This window comes from Streptomyces sp. NPDC047869, from assembly GCF_040704065.1.
GTDB lineage: Bacteria > Actinomycetota > Actinomycetes > Streptomycetales > Streptomycetaceae > Streptomyces.
Window position 1 is genome coordinate 302746 of record NZ_JBEYRK010000003.1, and the last position, 18232, is coordinate 320977.

Sequence of the window (18232 nt, forward strand, 5' to 3'; positions counted from 1 at the left end):
CCTCATCGTCACAACGCCCGCACCGCCCACATTGGTTCCGCACTCGCGGAACTGGGCGGAACGGGCCTCGGGGGGCGGCAGCGGACCTGCGGGGCGGGCGGCCTCGGGAATAGCCTGGGAGAAGAGCGGCACGGGGACCGAAAGGGCCCAGGCCCCCCGACGCATTTCACCGGGGGACACGGAACCGGGGGGACGTGACGAGGGAGGCGAAAGCCATGCCCTGGAATCTGAACGGCACGTATCTGGAGAGCTGCAACTGCGACGTGGTGTGCCCCTGCACCACCTCGGGCCTCACCGCACCGGCCGACCACGAGCGCTGCCAGGTGACCTTCGCGTTCCACGTGGACAGCGGGAACGTGGACGGGGTGGACGTCGCCGGCCGCAACGCCGCCGTGTTCATCGACGCGCCCCGGGTCATGGCCGACGGCGGCTGGCAGGTGGCGCTGTATCTCGACGCCTCGGCCGACGACGGCCAGGCGGAGGCGCTGGGCAAGGTCTTCTCCGGTCAGGCCGGCGGGCCGATGGCGGCGCTCACCCCACTCATCGGCGAGGTCCTCGGAGTGGAGCGCGTCCCCATCGACTACCGCGACGACGGCCGCCGCCATGCCGCGCGGGTGGGCGACGCCATCGACATCGAGATCGAGGACCAGGTCGCACCGCAGTTCGGCGAGGACGGCCCCGTGATGGGCCTCACCGGCATGTTCCACCCGGTGAACAGCACGCTGACCATTGCCCGGTCCAGCCGCGCGACGGGCAACGGCGTCTACGGCCGGTCCTGGGACTTCTCCGGCGGCAACGGCCACTCGGCGCCCTTCACGTGGTCCGCGTGACCGGTCGGCCGGTCACCGTCCGCCGCAGCGCGGGGCCCGCGGGACTGCTGCTGGTCGCGGCGGCCGCCGCCTGGGTCTGGATGGTGACACGCTGGGGCGGCACGCAGGCGATGCCCGGAACCATGGGTGTGGGCCTGCCCGGCTTTCTCGCCGTGTGGACGCTGATGATGGCGGCCATGATGCTGCCCGCCACGGCACCCGTCGCCGGGCTGTACGCGCGCACCATCACCGTTCACCGGGCGCCGCGCATGGTCGTCTTCACCGTCGCCTACCTGCTTGTCTGGGCCGCGGCCGGGCTGCCGGCCTACGGTCTGGCCGCCGCCCTGGGCCGGGTGACGAGCCTCCCCGCCACGGCGGGGACCGTTGTGGCCGCAGCGGTCTTCGTGGTGAACGGTGTCTACCAGCTCACGCCTCTCAAGGACCGCTGCTTGGCGAGGTGCCGCTCACCGATCGGGATGATGCTGCGCTACGCCTCGTACCCGGCACCCTCGCGCGACCTGCGGGCCGGACTCCACCACGGAGCCTTCTGCCTGGGGTGCTGCTGGTCGCTGATGGTGGTGCTGGCGGCCTTCGGTGTGATGAACCTGTGGGCCATGGTGGTCCTGGCCGCCGTGATCTCCATCGAGAAACTGGCCCCCGCCGGCCACCTGGTGGCCCGCGCCGTGGGCGTCGCCTCGCTGGCGCTGGCCGTCGCCGTCTTCTGGGTTCCGGCGCTGGCCCCGGCCCTCACAGGTGGCGGCATGACCGGAATGTGAGGAGGGCCGCGCCCGCCGGGAAACCGCGTACTCCACCTGTGTCACCGGTCGGCAGTACGGTGTCACCCATGCGCCCCGACACGCCTGCCGAGAACGTCGACCACACCGCCGAAGCGGCACGCCTGGAGCGGACCGCCGGCCTGTACCCCGAGGATGCCGAGGCCCTGCTCCTGCGCGCCGCGGCCCATCTGGAACTGTCCGGCGACCGCCCCGCCGCGACGACGCTCTACGACCGTCTGCTGTCCTCCTCCGACGCCCTGGAGAACCCCCACCTCGTCCGCGCCCTGAAGGCCTCGAACCTGTGGGAGTACGACCACGAGGCGGAGGCCAGGGCGATCATCGACGGCATCCGCGCGTCGGCGCCCCGCGACCCCGCCCCCTGGGTGATCGTCGCCGAGTCCCTGGAGTCGCACGACGAGCTGGAGGCGGCGGAACAGACCTTCACACAGGCGGCGACCCTCCTCCTGCCGGACGGCACGGAACCCCCGTACGGCACGCACCCCCTCCTCTACGGCCGCCACCGCGTCCGCCGCATGCTGGGCCTGCCCCACGACGACTGGGACGCCCTCGCGGACAGCCTCCACGCCTCCCCGGTCTCCCTGGACGAACTCCACGACCCGAAGCGGGTCTGGTCCCTGGGCTCGGACAACCCGGCGGAACTGGCCGCCGAGATCTCCCGCCTCAACGCCGAACTGGGCGCCTACCGGGAGGCCCTCTCCCGCCCGTTCCCGGTGGCCGTCCTGCACTGGCCGGCCCCCGAACTGACGGAACTGCTGGCGGCCTACGCCGGCCTGGCGGCGGAGTACCCCTCCCACGACGCCCACCTGGCGACCATAGAGGCCTCCCTGCGCGAACTGGCGTCCTCGGGCACGCCCAACCTGGGCATCGTCACCGGCACGGTCCCGTCGTACGAGGCCTTCGCCGCCTCGGAGGGCTCGAGCCCGTCCGACGCGACCCTCCTGCCCCAGTACGCCACGACCCTCGCCGCCCGCGGCCGCGCCGTGGCCTGGCCGCCGCAGCGCACAGCACACTGCTGGTGCGGCTCGGGGCGAGCGTACGGGGACTGCCACGGAACGCCGGACCTCGTGGCAGCCGTCTAACGGACTGAACCCAACGGAACGAGGGGAGGGGGCGGCCGGCCATGCCCCAACCCTGGCCCACCGTCTCCCTCCTCTTCGCCGCCTTCTGGACGTTCATCGGCGCCCACGGCACACACGCCGCCCTGCGCGCCCACCGGTCCCTGGGCCGGCTCGGCGTGCGGGGCGTCCAGACGCGGGGCGAGGTGGCCAACTCCCCCCGCCGCGTCGGCACGTCCTACCACCCGCCCCAGATCCGCTACCAGGCCCCACCCCCGGGCAACCCCACAGCCCCACCCACCCAGACCTACCGCCAGGTTCCCCTGAACCCCGACTCCCCCAACGCCCTGTACCGCGGCACCCCGGTCATCCTCCGCTACGACCCGGAGGACCCGCGGCGCGCGGTGGTGGTCCGCACGGCCAAGGCGTACTCGCCTACTGCGAACTTGGCGTGGTGTGCGCTTTCCGTGATGTTTGGGATTGGTTTGGGAGTTTTCTCCCTGCTGTGAACCGCCGGTCCCTGCCACCGGCCCACCGGACGAACCCACCAGGACTTGCCCTCGACACTGGGCACGCCGGCAAAATGGCAGCGTGTCCGGTGCCATCCCTTCCTCCGCCGCAGTCTCCGCCCGCATGAGCCGGCAGGGCTCCCGTGACACGACTCCGGAGATCGCGGTTCGCCGCCTCCTGCACGCCTCGGGCCTGCGCTACCGCGTGAACGTGCCGGTCCCGGGGATGCCCCGAAGGACGATCGACATCGCCTTCTCTCGCGCCAAGGTCGCCATCTTCCTCGACGGTTGCTTCTGGCACGGCTGCCCCGAACACGCCACGCAGCCGAAGGCGAACGCCGAGTGGTGGCGCGCCAAGCTCGACAAGAACATGACCCGCGACGTACAGACAACGGAACACCTGACCGCAGCGGGTTGGACGGTGCTTCGCTTTTGGGAGCACGAGTCCGCCGAGGACGTAGCCCGTCGCATCGCCTCCTCGGTGGCAACCGGACGGTCGAACCCCGAAGGACGCGCGAAGTCAACGGACAGGCAACAACCCTGACACAGTCCTTGGTAGTGACAACCACTTGTCTGGATAATGTGTAGGCCTTGTAAAGGTGGCCCTGGGTCACCTCACTGCCGGGGACTCCAATTACGGATGTGATCCGGCGGAACAGTGGCGTGCCAGTCCAGACACTTGTTGAGTGGGAGCGGGGGCGGTCGGGTCCTATGACCGACGAGTTCGACGGTATGTACGAAACGTTCAAGGCGCTCCTGGACGCCTTCCCCCCGTCCGAAGCGGTCAAGCGCTTGGAGATGTTGGGCGTCAGCCCCGAGATCGTCCACGAGATCCGGGAACGACACGAGCAGCACATGATACGTGTCAAGGAGTTGGAAGAGCCTCACGCGGTCGTCCTCGGCAACCGCGACACTTGGTACACGGGGCCGCAGGACAAGGACAAGTGCTGGCCGGCGATCGTCAACTTGCTCCGAGCCGACGGCTGGCCCGACAGCCCCGCGATCCGGCATCTGGACGACTCCTCAACACGCGTGGTCTCCCTTCTGAACCACCCCAAGGAGAAGTCATTCTCCACGCGCGGTCTCGTCGTGGGGTACGTGCAGTCGGGCAAGACCACCAACTTCACGTCCGTCATGGCCAAGGCTGCCGACCGCGGATACAAGCTCTTCATCGTCCTGGCCGGCATCCACAACGGGCTCAGGCGTCAGACCCAGGCCCGCCTGGTCCAGCAACTTGTCGAACCCAACCCTTCCCTGTGGTCACAACTGACCGGTCTGGACAAAGACTTCACACCTCATGAGAACCCAGCCGCCTACTTCGGCAAGAGCAACAAGACACACGTGCTTTGCGTGGTCAAGAAGAACGCGACGGTCTTGCGGAAGCTGGCTCGCTGGCTGGAGAAGGCAGCGGACTACCTGCACGACTGCCCCGCGCTGATCATCGACGACGAGGCCGACCAGGCAACGGTCGCGACGAAGTCCATCAACCCGTTGATTCTCAGCATCATGCAGAGCCTGCCTCGGTCCGCCTACGTTGGTTACACCGCCTCTCCTTTCGCCAACCTGCTCATCGATCCGAGCGCGGAGGATCTCTATCCCCGTGACTTCGTGGTGAATCTTCCGAAGCCCGAGGGGCACTTCGGCACCGAAGTCCTGTTCGGCCGGTACGCGCTGGACGGCGAGGACCCCGAGCAAGTGGACGACGGATACGACATGATCCGTACGGTCCCCGAGGATGACGTAGCCTGCGTTCGCCCGAAGACCAAGGCCGACATCGAGGGTTTCGAGCCCCAGATCACCGATACTCTCAGCCGCGCCGTCCAGTACTTCTGGCTGGCCACCGCTGCCCGTCGTGTCCGCCGGAGGGGCAATCCGCACAGCACGATGCTGATACACACCAGCGTCAACACAGCTGTGCACAACAGCTTCAAGCGACCGTTGCTGCACATGCTGGAGCGTGCCACGAGGTCCTTGACCGACTCGGCCTTCCTCATGCGCCTGCGCGACCTCTGGGACGAGGAAACAGCCCGCGTTCCAGCCGAAGAGTTCGGCGAAAGCAAGGTCACCTTCGATGACTTGGCACCCGAACTACCTGGTGTCCTGCAGAGCTGCCGCGTCATCATGGACAACTCCAGCAGCGAGGACCGTCTCGACTACGAGAACGGCCCAGTTGTTGCAATCGCGGTCGGCGGCAACACCCTCTCCCGAGGGCTCACCCTCGAGGGCTTGTCGGTCAGCTACTTCGTCCGATCCGTCTCCGCTTACGACACGCTCTTGCAGATGGGGCGCTGGTTCGGTTTCAGAAACGGCTATGCGGACCTACCCCGAATCTGGATGACCGACGAACTGGCCGAGTGGTTCCGACACCTCGCCACGGTCGAGACGGAGATGCGTCGAGACATCGACATCTACATGACCGAGGCGGAGACGCCTCTGACCTTCGCCGTCCGTCTGCGCACACACCCGGCACTGCGCGTCACAGCGGCTGCCAAGATGCGGGATGCCGTCACCGCCGCATCTTCGTACGGCGGAAAACGAGTCCAAACACATTACTTCCGCACTGAGGCGAACTGGCTTCGGCAAAATATTTCGGCAGCCACCAGCCTGGTCACCTCTTCCGTGAAATATGCGGCCCGAATCGAGGAGCGACCGAAGGAAGGGCGCTATATCTTCCGCAACGTTCCCCACGACGTCGTGACGTCCTTCTTGGCCGCCTACAGTTTCCACGACAAGTCGCCAGAAAACGATGCCGATCTCATCATCGACTACATCCGGAAGCGCATCAAAACGGCAGATTCTCTTCGCCAATGGAACGTGGCCATCGTGGGAAACCCCACCGGCGATCCGTTCACTTTTGCCTCGAATGTAAGCGTCGGCCTCAATACGCGAGCTCGCCTTGTCGGCGGCACCTCAGACCCACATTTTGCCGACATCAAAACTTTGATGAGCCGCCGTGATGCCGCTGTCGACATGGACGGCGACACTTCAAAGCTGACCGAAAAGGGCATCATGGATCGGCGTCGCGAGCTTCTCCCGGATACCGGCCTGCTGGTCTTGTATCCGATCGACAAAATCTCCGCACCCAGCCCGACCAAGAAGCTGCGTGCCCCTTTGAACGCGGAAGAGCACGTAGTAGGCGTTGGTCTGGTCTTTCCTGAGCCGAGGCATGGAGACAGTACCGTCGAGAAGTACATCTCCGCCGACCTCTCCGGCCTAAGCATGGAGGACGAGGACTACACCCTGCTCGACGATGGTGAGGACGGGTGAACGACGACATTCACCGACAGGTCGTCGAAGAACATTGGGCTGCACTCGAAGCCGAGAAAACAATCGGTGAACGCCGCTTGCGTGTGTCCCAACTCCCGGTGAGCACCCCACAAGGGCCTCTGACAGCAGGAGTCGATCACGAGGGCTTCCGGCACATCCTGCTGCCCATACACACGCATCTGAAGATACGTACGAGCCTCGACGGCCCCGTACTTCGACTGCGCAAGCGCCCACTGGAAGATGACGAGACCTACCAGATGTACGCAGATCTCGCATGCTTGCGTACAGATCTCAACGACCTTTTCACCGACCTGTGCGTCGATGTTTTGGATGCGGTCGCGGCCCTTCCCGCGAACCCGGTCAAGGCGCTGTACGGAGTCCTTGACCGGTGGAAGGCGCTCTTTCAGTCGGAAGGAGCGCCACTCGGGCCCGAACAGGTCGCGGGTCTGTTCGGCGAGCTGCTTGTTCTCAGGCGACTCCTCGAACGCGACCCCAGCGCTCATCGCCTATGGCGAGGACCCGGAGGACACCCTCATGACTTCGTGGCGATGAAGTCCGCCGTCGAAGTAAAGACCACCACCGCGGTCAGGGGGCGCAGGGCTCGGATTCATGGGCTCGACCAGCTCGACGCTCCCGAGGACGGGGCTCTGTACCTGGTCTGGTTCCGCCTCCAGGCGCCTGACGCCGACGGATCGGGTATTGGCTTCTTGGAGTTGCTGAACCAGGTACTTGATTCCTGCGACGACGAGAGCACCCTACTCGAACTACTCGCCGCAGTCGGCTATCGCTCTGCCGATACGGGAAAATACCAAGACTGTCGCTTCGCGGTCCGGCAGGAGGCGTGGTACCGCGTTGCTCCCGGATTTCCCCGGCTCACGACACGAAACCTACTCGAGGCAGGTGTACCAATATCCGTCCTGGACGTTGAGTACACGATCGATCTGCCCATAGATCACCCGACTGTCATGACCGACGACGAGGTAGTCCAAATGCTCGACCTTCTGATCCGGGACTCCGCATGACAGAGCCCCAGTGGTTCTCCCAGCCCTACCCGCCGGAAGGCGCGAGCGCGGCGGAGGGTATCCGCAACCAATTGGGGCGGCCGGAACTGGACCTACTCACGATCTTGGTGCGCGAGTCGGCTCAGAACAGTTGGGATGCCCGCCTTGCTCCGGCAGAAGTCCCGGTCGACTACCGCATTGACATGTGGACCGTCGGTCCCGCCCACACCGGCGCCTGGAGGGAACTGTTGCTCGCCGGCGCCCCCGGCACGGATGATTTCCCGCTCAGGGACACGCTCAGGCGTGGCCCGATTCGAGTACTTGCCGTATCCGACCGCGGCACCCGTGGTCTCGGAGGACCAACTCGTGCGGACGATGCAATCGGCCCTGACCGCGACTTCGTCTCCTTCATCCGCAATATCGGTGAGCCTCGCGACACTGCCCTGGGTGGCGGCACCTATGGCTTCGGCAAGGGCATCTTCTACCTGCTGTCCAAGCCGGGCACAGTGCTTGTCCACTCGCGATGCCGCACTGCGCAGGGAACATACGAGACCCGTCTCATCGGCTGCACGTTGTGGAAGAGCTATGTGGCTCGCGAGGACCAAGGACAACGCCGGTACACGGGCAGGCACTGGTGGGGGGACACCTCGGGAAGCGTCGTCGAGCCCCTTGTCGGTCCGAAGGCCGAGACCGTCGCCCAGCGCCTCGGCCTGAAGCCTTTCGGATCGCAGGAGACCGGTACGACCGTCGTCGTAGTCGATCCCAACCTTGACGATCTCGAGGCACCGCAAGCAGCCGACTACCTGGGCCACACGATCGCCTGGCATCTGTGGCCCAAGATGATCTCGACCTCCGGCAGGCCGCCCGCCATGCACTTCTCCGTCACATGTGACGGTGTCCAACATGCGGTGCCCGATCCACGCGTCATCCGCCCGCTCAACATGTTCGTGGCGGCGTATGAGCAGATGGAAGGCCCCAACGGCAGCCGCCTCGAGTGCCTCAAGCCACGACGCTTCTTGGGGAGGTTGGGGCTGGTGAAGCGCATCATGCCGCCGTTCGACCCCTCACGGGCATCTCGCATACTGAACATAGAGGATCTTGTCCACCATGTCTGCCTGATGCGTCCCGCTGAATTGGTCGTCACCTACCACGCGGGGCCGAAACCTCCGAGCGTGAATCAGGGCTATGCCGGCGTTTTCAGAGCCGATGAAGAAATGGACGACGTCTACGCCAAGGCCGAACCGCCTACACACGATGCCTGGAACGCGCACTCCCTCGACAGGCCCGAAAGCACTTTCGTGCAAACAACTTATCGGCGCATCAACGAAGCCCTGAACGATCTGTTGTCCCTGAACGGCGTGACGCGTCCTGGTGCGAGCAACATTGCACTCGGCGCGGCCAGTGCCATGTTCTCCGGTCTTGTGGGCGGCGCCTGGGGCATCGGCGGAGCCACCGCGTACTCCAGATCCGGCGGCACGGCGACGCGGGGGCAGTCACGCCCCGACGACACTGGAGGACGGGCATCACACCGCCGGGTGACCACACCGAAGGAGCCCGACTCGAACTACGAGCAGTCGCCTGTCAGTACGTCAGTACCCGTCGGTGGCACCACCGTTCCACGTCGTCCGCGGGTGCAGTACATCGGCGATCCCTATTACGACGATCGCGGAGACAACTCCGTACTTGTCCAGGAGTTCCGACTCCCCGTTCCGGGCCCCCAACGCGTGCGCATCGACCTTGCGGTCACCCTCCCCGGGGCTGGTGGACGCGAAACGGATCCACCCATCGGAGCCAGCATGCCCGAGCTGGTGGCGTGGGAGGACGACACGGGCCACGCCTACAACGAGGATGCCCAGGTCCTGGAAGGCGGCGAGTCGATCTGGCGCGCTGTGGTGCGACCGGCGCCGGACACTGTGACTGAGATCGGCATCAAGGTCGAGGCGGTGAACAACCAGTGACTCGACACGTCCTTCCCTATCGTGTTCCCCCGGACGACGTTGTCGTCCCCGACCCGTGGCGACTCGTGGTCGAGGACGGCGAAGTGGCCCTGCCCGAGGCATTGCCGGACTGGGACTATCAAATGAATCTGCGCATGCGCAGAACCGTCCGCGTAGATGTGGACCGGGCACGCAGCCAGTCGGGGCTTCCAGCAGATGCGGCCCTGCTGATCTCCGCAGTATGGACCTCCACCGGCTCGAACCTGAGTGGGCCGGCCCAACACGTGCGCCTGACTGAAACGGGTACTGTCACCGCAGAGTTCGATGTGCTGCTGTCCGGTGCCGATCTGGGCGGCCTGCTGCTTCTCGACACAGCTCTCGTATTGGCCGTGCGCAGAAACGACGCCCGTGCTTCAGCACCGCGGCGAGCAGGCTCCGTGCTCTGGAGCGACCGAGCGGAATTGCGCCTCCAAGGCGACGCCCCGCAATTCCCGATGGCGGTCATCGACTTCTCCCGGACATCGTTCCCGGACGACGCAGCATGGCACCTGCAGATCAGTGGTGGCATGGAGCATGCCACGATGGGTTCGCTGCTCCTTCTGGTCAACGAGCGGAACACCGTCACAGCGACGGCTTTTCAGAATGCGGCCAGACCTCGCCCCATCGACCGCGTGGTGCTCTCGGCTGTCTATGCGGACGCCGCCCGCGTCTTGGTCGAACACGCTGTTAGACACGATGAATTCACAGAGGAAGCCGACTTTCCCGACGGTTCGCTGGGTGCGACCTTGCTGAGCCTGTTCGACCAACTCTTCCCAGGACAGTCGATCGCTGACGTTCGACTGCGCCAACGGCAGTCGCCCGCCTTGTTCGCCTCGGACCTGCAGGCCGCCGTAAGACTCTTCGAGGTGACGTGATGGGCTTTCTGTATCCTCGGCTCCTGACCGAACAGGCGAAGCCGCTGTTCGACGAGTTCAGGGGCCTCCCTGTCGGGGAGCTGTCCCAGCGTGTGGCCGTCGCACACGACTCGGCTGTCTACGTCGCAACGGGCGGAGACCGCATCTCTCCGACTCGACTTCAGGAGCTGAGGGCGGGGGTACTCGACCTGGCGAAGCAGGCCGGGTTCCCCGACGAATCCGACCGATCACGCAACGCCGAGTTCGATCTGCAGTTGGCTGCTCTCCTGCACGCCGAGATGGGCATGGTTCCCGCAGAGGCAGCGTCCCGCGATGTCTGGGCCTTCTTGGCCTTGATCCTCCTCCCGGACGTCGCCTTCTGGCGCTATCCCCAGCCGCCCAAGGATCGCGTACTGGGAACCGACCTCACCCGACACGTCTTCGGCCGACTGTGGTGGCGTGCCCAGCTCGTACGCTCGTCCGACCAAGCGTATCCGTATGCAGCACTTGAGATCCTGGGCGAGGCCGCGTTCGACCAGATCTACGCCCGCCGCGCCGCGCTCGGTGGAAGTCCTCATCTTGTCCGAGCCATCCTGCATGTCTGGAAGGACCTGGATCTGACGGGGCTGAACGAGCGCGAAACGCTTCGTGATTTCCTCAAACGATTGCTCCGACTCGCTCCGTTCGTACTTTTCGACGGTATCGAGGAGTCCGCGCTGGCCGACGAACTTCGTGCGGTCGCTCAAGAATCGATCGATGCCCAGCGCCCTGCCCGCCGCACGGCCGCAGAAGCTGCCGGCATGGACTCACAGCAACACGGAGTGGCAAGCGAGGCCGTGAAGGAGACCTCGGTTCCGCTGATCCCGGCCCAGGCCAGGCCCAAGGCCCGACCCGAGGTCCGACGGTTCAGCTCCCTGGAGATCTGCGCCGGTACAGGCGCCCAGGCGCTGGGCCTCGAACGGGCCGGCTTCGATCCAGTCGTGCTCATAGACAGCAAGGCCGACGCCTGCTTCACCATCGACCTCAACCGCCCTGAATGGGACGTCGTCTGCATGGACGTACTCCAATTTCACCCGAGCATGCGTCCCGACGTCAGGGTGGTCGATCTCATCAGTGGTGGATTGCCACGCGTAAAATCATCGGCAACAGTGGGCCGAGCAGGGGACGGCGAAGAACGCCGAGTGTTGCGCGCGGCAATCTCCTTGGTCTGTGACATCCAACCGAAGGCAGTTCTCTTCGAGAATGTTCCCGACCTCATCGAGAGCCTCGAATTCGCTGCCGATCGCGAGTGGATCGAGGAGGAACTGAGCCAAGCCGGGTACCGAACGCGCTGGAAGGTGCTCAACGCCGCCGACTTCGGCGTCCCTCAGAACCGCAGGAGCGGATTCCTGGTCGCATTGAAGGACCCCTACTTCGATCGTTTTCACTGGCCCGAGCCAACTGGGAAGCCGGCGCCCACGGTAGGTCAAGTCCTCGGCCCGTCCATGGCCGTCAACGGATGGCCGGGGGCGAGACGCTGGATTCAGATCGCCGATCGCATTGCCCCCGCCCTTGTCGGTGGCTCCGATCGTCGAGGCGGCGCCGACCTGGGCCCCACCGGCAGCAAGAAGGCCTGGGCCGCACTCGGGGTGAACGGCAACAGCCTCGGTGACGAGCCGCCTGGATCGGACTTCCCCGTCGATGGTGAGCCCAAGCTCACAGTCGAACAGGCTGCGATGATCCAGTCGTTCCCCCATGAGTGGAAACTCTTCGGCGGCAAGACGTCCAGGTACCGTCAGGTCGGGCATGCGATGCCCCCTCCGCTTGCCACCGCAGCCGGTCTCGCCATCGCTGCGGCTCTGCGAGGCTAAGATCCCATCCATGGTTACGCCCCGCCCTGCTCTTGATCCGATCACCGTTGTCGACCTGTTCAGCGGCTGCGGCGGCTTCACCCAGGGGTTTCATGAGTTTCGCCCCGTCGGCAGGAACGAAACCGGTCCCGTCTTCCACAGCATCGCGGCGGTCGAGCACAATGTGGCCGCAGCAGCCACGTACTCGGTGAACTTCGGGACCCTCCGACCCGACCGGCGGGTGCCTGCTACTCGTATCCACGTGGGTGACATCGAAGCCTGGATACCGACTGCGGAAGATCTGCACGCGGACGTCGTCATCGGCGGTCCGCCGTGCCAGGGATTCTCGGCATTGAACCGCAACAAAAAGGGCAGTGAGCGCAATCGCCTGTGGGAGGAGTACGTCAGGATCGTCGCTGCGATCCGCCCCAAGGTGTTCGTGATCGAGAACGTCGATCGCTTCCTCAAGTCGGACGAGTTCTACGATCTGCTCGACGAGGTCAAGGAAGGCGGCAAGCTCTCCGAGTACCGCTTGGTGGATCCGTCCGGTTGCGAGCCCTCCGACATCGCCCCGGAGAGAGTCAAGAGCTACCTGCTCAACGCCGCCGACTATGGTGCGGCGCAAGCGCGCCGCAGAGCCATCGTCATCGGCGTCAGGCGTGACATCGAAAACGGTCGAAAGCTGTCGTACCCCGTGAAAACGCATGTGCGGCGCCCGAGAGGGATCAATGCCGGCACTTCCGAACCGCTCGACGGACTGAACGCGAAGGTCTCCTATTGGGAGGCAGTGGACAGCGTTTTCGCCGAAACGGCCGAGCGAGAGCCCGGGGGAACGGAGCTTCCAGACGGTAAAAAATTCATCCCCGAGTTGAACTCGATGCAGCCTGGAATCTTCACCACCCGCGACCTGCACTTCGGCCGAAACCCCGAGGCCCTGTCCCGCGCGCGCTACAAGGCCATCCCGCCCGGCGGGAACAGGAAAGACCTTCGCAACAAGTGGTATACAGTTGATGAGTTCGACGAGATCCACATCTTCACTTCACCGAACCCGCCTGGCGTAAGAACTCCCGTCGAACCCCTTTCGACAGCAAGTTGGGACAAGCACAACACGGGCACCGGGGACGTAATGGGTCGGCTCCGCTACGGTGAGCCGTCAGTCACCATCCGGACAGAGTTCTTCAAGCCCGAGAAGGGGCGCTATCTACATCCGGACAAGGGTCGCCCCATCACACACTATGAGGCGGCACGCATCCAGGGCTTTCCGCTCACCTTCCGTTGGTGCGGCAGCAAGACCGAGATCGCCACTCAGATCGGCAACGCGGTGCCAATTCCTCTCGGAAAAGCAATTGCAGCGTCGATATATTCGTTCCTGCGAAGCTGAGGACTGGAGCGCACACGACGTAACAGAGCGTTGGGTGCGCCCAGTGCTCAAGTTCGCGACGCCACGGCGAATCCGCCGACGCCCGGCCCAGCTCTGCTGCTCACCAGTTGGTGCACTGCGCCGTCTCCGCCTCGAACCGTACCTGGGCCCTGTCCAACGCCTCATCGGCATCGTGGCCATGCACGCGAAGCCAATGAAGAAGGTCGGCGATCGCCTCGACCGCGGCAGTCTCGGCAATGGTGGCGCTCAGCCGGTTCAGGACTTGCGGACCTTCCGCCTGCCGCACGTCGTAGAAGCCGAGCACTCTCTCGGCTCTTGAGACGTGCACGCTCCGGCTGTGGCCGTTCGGGGTGCTCAAACCGGTCGCGAACTCAGCCCATGTGACCTTGCGATCGGGCAGCAGTTGGACACCCCAGCGGTCGGAAGTCGCAGCGACGAGAGTCATGCCGCGCCCCGTCTCCGCGTCGTCGGTGGGCGCGGCCAGCGTCGGTAAGGCTCGCGTGTCGGGGTCATGCACTTCGATGCGCAGGTGGGTGCCGCGCATCGAGACGGCGAGGGTGGTGGGCGTGCCGGCGCCCACGTGGGTGATCACGTTGGCGACGAGTTCAGTGACGCACAGTTGGGCGGCTTCGGTCAGTTCCTGCAGGCCCCACAGGGCCAGGTGAATTCGCAGCAGGCGGCGTAGCGCCGCCACCTCCTCCGGCACGGCGAGGAACGGCAGTTCCCAAGGCCTTCTTGGTGTACATGCGCTGCAGTCCATGTCTCGACTCCTTTTTATGCTCATCGACTTGTGCTGTTCGGCAAGCAGTGGCCTGTCACCCTGGCGCAGGCCCACCTCTCCCAGGGCAGGAGTGAGTGGGCGGGCGTGCGCGATGCACTTCCGCTCGCCGTGTGGGCGGCGCGGTGTTCAAGCTAGGAGACGGTGAGGTAAATTTGCCACCCGCCTCGGCAAATTAGCTCGATCGTGGCTTTCGGGTGGGGAGACACGGCAGACTTCCGTCTGAGCCAAGACGGAAGGAAGGGCATGCCCTCGAAGGCGGTCCCAACTCAGCGGCAGAAGCGCCTCGGTCACGAGCTGCGCAGGATGCGGGTAGCCGCGGGCATGTCCGCGGAGCAGGCGGCGACCCTCCTCGGCGTCGACCGGGGAAAGATTTCCTACATGGAGTCCGGTGTCCGCACCATCAGTGAGGAACGGCTCCGCCTCCTGGCTCGGCACTGCCAGTGCGACGACGAGAAGTATGTGGCCGCGTTGGTGACGATGGCCTCGGCCGGCCAGGGCTGGTGGGAGCAGTACCGAGGGGCCCTGCCTCAAGGCATGCTCGACGTCGCGGAGCTGGAGGCACGCGCCACTCGCATGCGTACGACCTGCACGGTGCACATTCCCGGCCTGCTCCAGACGACCGACTACGCCCTCGCCGTGTTCCGGGCCGTGCTTCCGGCGCTGCCGGAGCACGAGGTCGCGATGAGGGCGGCGCATCGCAGACGTCGTCAGGAGGTACTGACCTCCGCTGCCGCTCCCCCGTTCGTCTGCCTCGTGCACGAGGCGGCGATCCGGATGCAGTTCGGCGGACCTCGGGTCGCTCGGGATCAACTGCAACATCTCGTCGATCAGTCCGAGACGGACGGCGTGATCGTGCGGGTCGTCCCCTTCGCCCACGGCGCGTTCCCCGGTGCCGGCCAGACGGTCCTCTACGCAGAGGGGCCGACCGGGCAGCTGGACACCGTGCAGATCGACAGCTCTCACGGGCCGGACTTCCTGTACGGCACCGAGGAGTTGACCAAGTACCGTGCCCACTTGGACCGGATCGAGGACCTGGCACTCTCCCCCGACGACTCCAGGGGCTTCATCCGCGCCATCGCTCGCGAGCTCTAGGAGGCGTCCATGTCCGAGATCCAGTGGGAAGAGCCCTTCTGCGGAGAGGGCAACTCGTGCTTCCGGATAGGTGTCGATGAGGCCGGCAATGCGTACATAGCCGTGCGCGGGCAGGAGGACCGTTTCATCGTGGACAGTCGAGACGCCCTGCGCACCATGATCCTCGACATCAAGGCGGGCAAGGCGGACCATCTGCTTCAGTGACAGCGACTCGCGCGGTGTCGCCCACGGTCATGACCACGAGGAGCCCCCGTTGCCCTCATCCTCGATCACGGAGTGGCCCAAGTCGTCCTCAGCGGCGAGGGCAGCCGGAGCCGGCAGCATCCTGCCGGCCCCGGCTCGGCACCGGCGTGACCGTCAGCGCTCCATGAGGGCGAAGACGCCCCAGCCGAGGTACTCACGCTCGTACCTGGCATAGCGGACCGGATCGCGGGAGAGGTCCGCTCTCAGCTCGGGGGCCAGCTCGTCGTCTGGGTTGCGGTCGAGCCAGCGTCGGGTGTTGAGCCATTGCGCGGCCCGGTACCGGTCCCAGCTGTTCTGGTCGGCGAGCACCATTTCGACGAGGTCGTAGCCCAGTTCGCCGAACCGCTCGATGAGTTCCGGCAGCAGGCGGAAGTCCTCTTTGGCGCCGGCGTGGCACGCTTCGACGGTCTGCTGGTCCGGGGGTTCGTGACGCCAGTACGGCTCGCCGATCAGCAGCAGGCCGCCGGGGCGGAGGCTGCGGTGCAGTAGGTCGATCGTGCCGGCCACTCCGTCGCCGATCCAGGTCGCGCCGATGCACGCGGCGAGGTCGACGGGTTCGTCCGCGACATGGCCGGATGCGTCGCCGTGGACGAAGGCCACCTGATCGGTGACGCCGAGCTCGGCAGCGCGGGCACGGGCCCTGGCCGTGAACTCGGTGCTGATGTCGACGCCGGTCCCGACGATGCGGTGGGCGTGCGCCCAGGTGCACAGCATCTCGCCCGAGCCGCTGGCGAGGTCGAGCACGCGCGTCCCGGGGGTCAGGTGCAGCGCCTGCCCCAGGGCAGCCAGCTGCTCGCCGGTGAACGGGTTGTGGATGCGGTGGCTGCTCTCGCGGATGGTGAATTCACGTGGAAGATCCACTGTTGGGGTTCCCTGTGTCCGATGAGGTCGTGGCATGTGCGGGGGACGGCCTGTTGACGCTGGCCGCCGTTGCCTGGACCGTCATCAAACGCACCTCATCAGGACGTACGGATCTTCGGAACGTCGGTGACGCTAGGACGCGCGAGGGGTCGGTGTCCACCGGGTTTCGCGCATGCCGCGGTCACCGCCCCGCATGGCGAGGCCCGGCCGCGGAAGGGTGCCTCACTCCTCGTCGTCCGGCGCCGCGTGCTGTGAGGGCTTGCTGCTCTGGCCGGGGGGCCTCGGGGTGGCGTGGGATGGGGTGGGGCGGGTCGGGGTCGCGTGGGTCGGGGGGGCCGTGTTGGTGGGGTGGTCCGGGGAAGGGCTGCGGGAGTCGGTGGTGTTGTTGCCGGAGGGTGTGTGGCCCGTCCGGGTCGGCCGGTCGGAGGAAGGCAGGTACCGGGAGACGGGTTCGGCGTGGGAGACGGGTTCGGCGTGGGAGCCGGCCGGGGTCGCTGCCGGGGTGGGCGAGCCGGAGGTCCTCGTGTCGGGCTGGGCGCCGGCCGGAGGGGCGGTGCTGGGCTTGCCGCCGGGTATCGCCTTGCTTGACGGCGACTGGTCGGGGGTCGTGGCGGTGGATTTCGCGTCGGCGCGGTCGTCGCTGGTTCCGCTGGTGCCCGGGGCGAAGGCCAGGGTCGTACCCAGGGCCACGGAGAGGGCGGCCAGGGCGGTGCCCACTGCCAGGCGTCGGCCGTGCCGGGGGCCGTCGGCCCGGGCGGGTACCGGCACCGCCGCCGCTACTGCGGCTCCCTCCAGGCCCGCTGTACGGGCGGGGCGGATGGCCGCCGATACGTGTGTCCTCGGCGCCTCGGTCGCAGGGGTGTGGGGAGCCGGGGGGCGGGGCACGACGGGCGTCGCCGGCGGCGGTCGGTGGGGGTCGCCGGGCGTGTTCAGGGCCGCGAGGGTCTTCGCGCACTGTTCGGCGCCGGGGCGTGCCTCGGGGTCCTTGGCGGTCATGGTCCTGAGCAGGGCCGCCAGGTCCGGGGAGAACCAGTCGGGGATCTCGGGTGCGCGCAGCAGGCGGGCGACCGCGGCCTCCAGTGGGGTGCCCGGGTACTCCAGTTCCCCTTTCAGGCACTCCAGCAGGACCAGGCCGAGTGCGTAGACGTCGGCGGGCGGTCCGACGTACCCGCCCTCGACCTGTTCGGGCGCCAGATACGCGGCGGTGCCGGTCAGTACGTCGGGTGCCGTCTGTCGGGTGGCGTCCGCGAGGCGTGCGATGCCGAAGTCGGCCAGGTGGGGGTCACCGGCCGGGTCGAGCAGCACGTTCGACGGTTTGACGTCGCGGTGCACGATGTCGGCCCGGTGGACGTGGGCCAGTGCCCGGGCGAGGGCGGTGCCCAGGGCCGTCACGCGCCGCTCGGGCAGGGGGCCGCCTTGCAGGAGGCTGTGCAGCGTGGGGCCTTCGACCAGTTGCATGACCAGGTAGGTGCGGCCGTCCTCGCGTCCGGAGTCGTAGACGGTGACCAGTCCGGGGTGCTGGAGGCCGGCGAGGAGGACGGCCTCGGCGGTGAGACGGTCCTCGGTCTGCGGGCCCGGGCCCGGCCGGAACACCTTGACCGCGACGGGCCGTCCGAGACGGGTGTCGACGGCCTCGTAGACGTCGGCCATGCCTCCCGATCCGATTCTCGCGCCCAACCGGTAGCGTCCGGCGAGGACGTGAGCGGACCGCGGTTCCGCTGTGACCGGCGCGGGGGCCGGCGGGGCTGCTGATCGGCTGGCCTTCATCTGGGTCTCC

At 66.5% G+C, this 18232-nt stretch carries 16 protein-coding genes; 13 read left to right on the forward strand and 3 right to left on the reverse strand.

Annotated features, from left to right (window positions below; all coding sequences use genetic code 11):
* Nucleotides 1-215 precede the first annotated feature (215 nt).
* The 11 genes from AB0924_RS06100 to AB0924_RS06150 all read left to right on the forward strand — a co-directional run bounded on the left by AB0924_RS06100 (nucleotide 216) and on the right by AB0924_RS06150 (nucleotide 13478).
* Entirely contained in the window at nucleotides 216-830 is a 615-nt protein-coding gene (locus tag AB0924_RS06100) for a DUF1326 domain-containing protein (protein ID WP_358930507.1), read from the forward strand.
* Entirely contained in the window at nucleotides 827-1585 is a 759-nt protein-coding gene (locus AB0924_RS06105; RefSeq protein WP_366910768.1) for a DUF2182 domain-containing protein, read from the forward strand. The genes AB0924_RS06100 and AB0924_RS06105 overlap by 4 nt, the downstream gene beginning before the upstream one ends.
* A gap of 68 nt (nucleotides 1586-1653) precedes the next feature.
* Nucleotides 1654-2685, forward strand: a complete 1032-nt coding sequence (locus AB0924_RS06110) for an SEC-C domain-containing protein (RefSeq protein ID WP_366910769.1) — start codon at nucleotides 1654-1656, stop codon at nucleotides 2683-2685.
* A gap of 41 nt (nucleotides 2686-2726) precedes the next feature.
* A complete protein-coding gene (locus AB0924_RS06115; RefSeq protein ID WP_358930500.1) occupies nucleotides 2727-3170 on the forward strand; it encodes a DUF3592 domain-containing protein in 444 nt (147 codons plus the stop codon).
* A gap of 124 nt (nucleotides 3171-3294) precedes the next feature.
* Entirely contained in the window at nucleotides 3295-3714 is a 420-nt protein-coding gene (locus tag AB0924_RS06120; protein ID WP_366910836.1) for a very short patch repair endonuclease, read from the forward strand.
* A 167-nt stretch (nucleotides 3715-3881) separates the two neighbouring features.
* Nucleotides 3882-6437: a Z1 domain-containing protein gene (locus AB0924_RS06125; protein WP_366910770.1), complete on the forward strand. Its 2556-nt coding sequence runs from the start codon at nucleotides 3882-3884 to the stop codon at nucleotides 6435-6437.
* Nucleotides 6434-7459, forward strand: a complete 1026-nt coding sequence (locus tag AB0924_RS06130; protein WP_366910771.1) for a PD-(D/E)XK motif protein — start codon at nucleotides 6434-6436, stop codon at nucleotides 7457-7459. The genes AB0924_RS06125 and AB0924_RS06130 overlap by 4 nt, the downstream gene beginning before the upstream one ends.
* The gene (locus AB0924_RS06135; RefSeq protein WP_366910772.1) at nucleotides 7456-9396 is read left to right on the forward strand and encodes a hypothetical protein; all 1941 of its coding nucleotides are present in this window, start codon (nucleotides 7456-7458) and stop codon (nucleotides 9394-9396) included. The genes AB0924_RS06130 and AB0924_RS06135 overlap by 4 nt, the downstream gene beginning before the upstream one ends.
* 65 nt (nucleotides 9397-9461) lie before the next feature.
* Nucleotides 9462-10289, forward strand: coding sequence for a hypothetical protein (locus tag AB0924_RS06140; RefSeq protein ID WP_366910773.1), 828 nt, complete (start codon nucleotides 9462-9464; stop codon nucleotides 10287-10289).
* Nucleotides 10289-12118: a DUF6339 family protein gene (locus AB0924_RS06145; protein WP_366910774.1), complete on the forward strand. Its 1830-nt coding sequence runs from the start codon at nucleotides 10289-10291 to the stop codon at nucleotides 12116-12118. Before AB0924_RS06140 ends, AB0924_RS06145 begins: the two co-directional genes overlap by 1 nt.
* Nucleotides 12119-12128: 10 nt before the next feature.
* Nucleotides 12129-13478 (forward strand): DNA cytosine methyltransferase, encoded by a 1350-nt coding sequence (locus tag AB0924_RS06150; RefSeq protein ID WP_366910775.1) that lies wholly within the window; start codon nucleotides 12129-12131, stop codon nucleotides 13476-13478.
* A gap of 100 nt (nucleotides 13479-13578) precedes the next feature.
* On the opposite strand, the gene AB0924_RS06155 is transcribed toward AB0924_RS06150, so the two are convergent.
* On the reverse strand, nucleotides 13579-14238 hold the full coding sequence (locus tag AB0924_RS06155; protein ID WP_366910776.1) for an ATP-binding protein: 660 nt from the start codon (nucleotides 14236-14238) through the stop codon (nucleotides 13579-13581).
* A 264-nt stretch (nucleotides 14239-14502) separates the two neighbouring features.
* Here AB0924_RS06155 and AB0924_RS06160 point away from each other — a divergent pair, with 264 nt between their 5' ends.
* Complete coding sequence (locus tag AB0924_RS06160) at nucleotides 14503-15351, forward strand: helix-turn-helix transcriptional regulator (protein WP_366910777.1); 849 nt, start codon at nucleotides 14503-14505, stop codon at nucleotides 15349-15351.
* A gap of 9 nt (nucleotides 15352-15360) precedes the next feature.
* A complete protein-coding gene (locus AB0924_RS06165) occupies nucleotides 15361-15555 on the forward strand; it encodes a hypothetical protein (RefSeq protein ID WP_366910778.1) in 195 nt (64 codons plus the stop codon).
* 153 nt (nucleotides 15556-15708) lie between these two features.
* On the opposite strand, the gene AB0924_RS06170 is transcribed toward AB0924_RS06165, so the two are convergent.
* Nucleotides 15709-16455: a class I SAM-dependent methyltransferase gene (locus tag AB0924_RS06170; RefSeq protein WP_366910779.1), complete on the reverse strand. Its 747-nt coding sequence runs from the start codon at nucleotides 16453-16455 to the stop codon at nucleotides 15709-15711.
* 222 nt (nucleotides 16456-16677) lie between these two features.
* On the reverse strand, nucleotides 16678-18222 hold the full coding sequence (locus tag AB0924_RS06175; protein WP_366910780.1) for a protein kinase: 1545 nt from the start codon (nucleotides 18220-18222) through the stop codon (nucleotides 16678-16680).
* Nucleotides 18223-18232: the final 10 nt, after the last annotated feature.

Excerpts from the sequence above, each read along its gene's own strand:
- AB0924_RS06115 (WP_358930500.1), top strand. The coding sequence starts at position 2,727 with ATGCCCCAACCCTGGCCCACCGTCTCCCTCCTCTTCGCCGCCTTCTGG.
- AB0924_RS06125 (WP_366910770.1), top strand. The coding sequence starts at position 3,882 with ATGACCGACGAGTTCGACGGTATGTACGAAACGTTCAAGGCGCTCCTG.
- AB0924_RS06155 (WP_366910776.1), bottom strand. The coding sequence starts at position 14,238 with ATGGACTGCAGCGCATGTACACCAAGAAGGCCTTGGGAACTGCCGTTC.
- AB0924_RS06165 (WP_366910778.1), top strand. The coding sequence starts at position 15,361 with ATGTCCGAGATCCAGTGGGAAGAGCCCTTCTGCGGAGAGGGCAACTCG.
- AB0924_RS06100 (WP_358930507.1), top strand. The coding sequence starts at position 216 with ATGCCCTGGAATCTGAACGGCACGTATCTGGAGAGCTGCAACTGCGAC.
- AB0924_RS06145 (WP_366910774.1), top strand. The coding sequence starts at position 10,289 with ATGGGCTTTCTGTATCCTCGGCTCCTGACCGAACAGGCGAAGCCGCTG.
- AB0924_RS06110 (WP_366910769.1), top strand. The coding sequence starts at position 1,654 with ATGCGCCCCGACACGCCTGCCGAGAACGTCGACCACACCGCCGAAGCG.
- AB0924_RS06175 (WP_366910780.1), bottom strand. The coding sequence starts at position 18,222 with ATGAAGGCCAGCCGATCAGCAGCCCCGCCGGCCCCCGCGCCGGTCACA.
- AB0924_RS06135 (WP_366910772.1), top strand. The coding sequence starts at position 7,456 with ATGACAGAGCCCCAGTGGTTCTCCCAGCCCTACCCGCCGGAAGGCGCG.
- AB0924_RS06120 (WP_366910836.1), top strand. The coding sequence starts at position 3,295 with ATGAGCCGGCAGGGCTCCCGTGACACGACTCCGGAGATCGCGGTTCGC.
- AB0924_RS06160 (WP_366910777.1), top strand. The coding sequence starts at position 14,503 with ATGCCCTCGAAGGCGGTCCCAACTCAGCGGCAGAAGCGCCTCGGTCAC.
- AB0924_RS06150 (WP_366910775.1), top strand. The coding sequence starts at position 12,129 with ATGGTTACGCCCCGCCCTGCTCTTGATCCGATCACCGTTGTCGACCTG.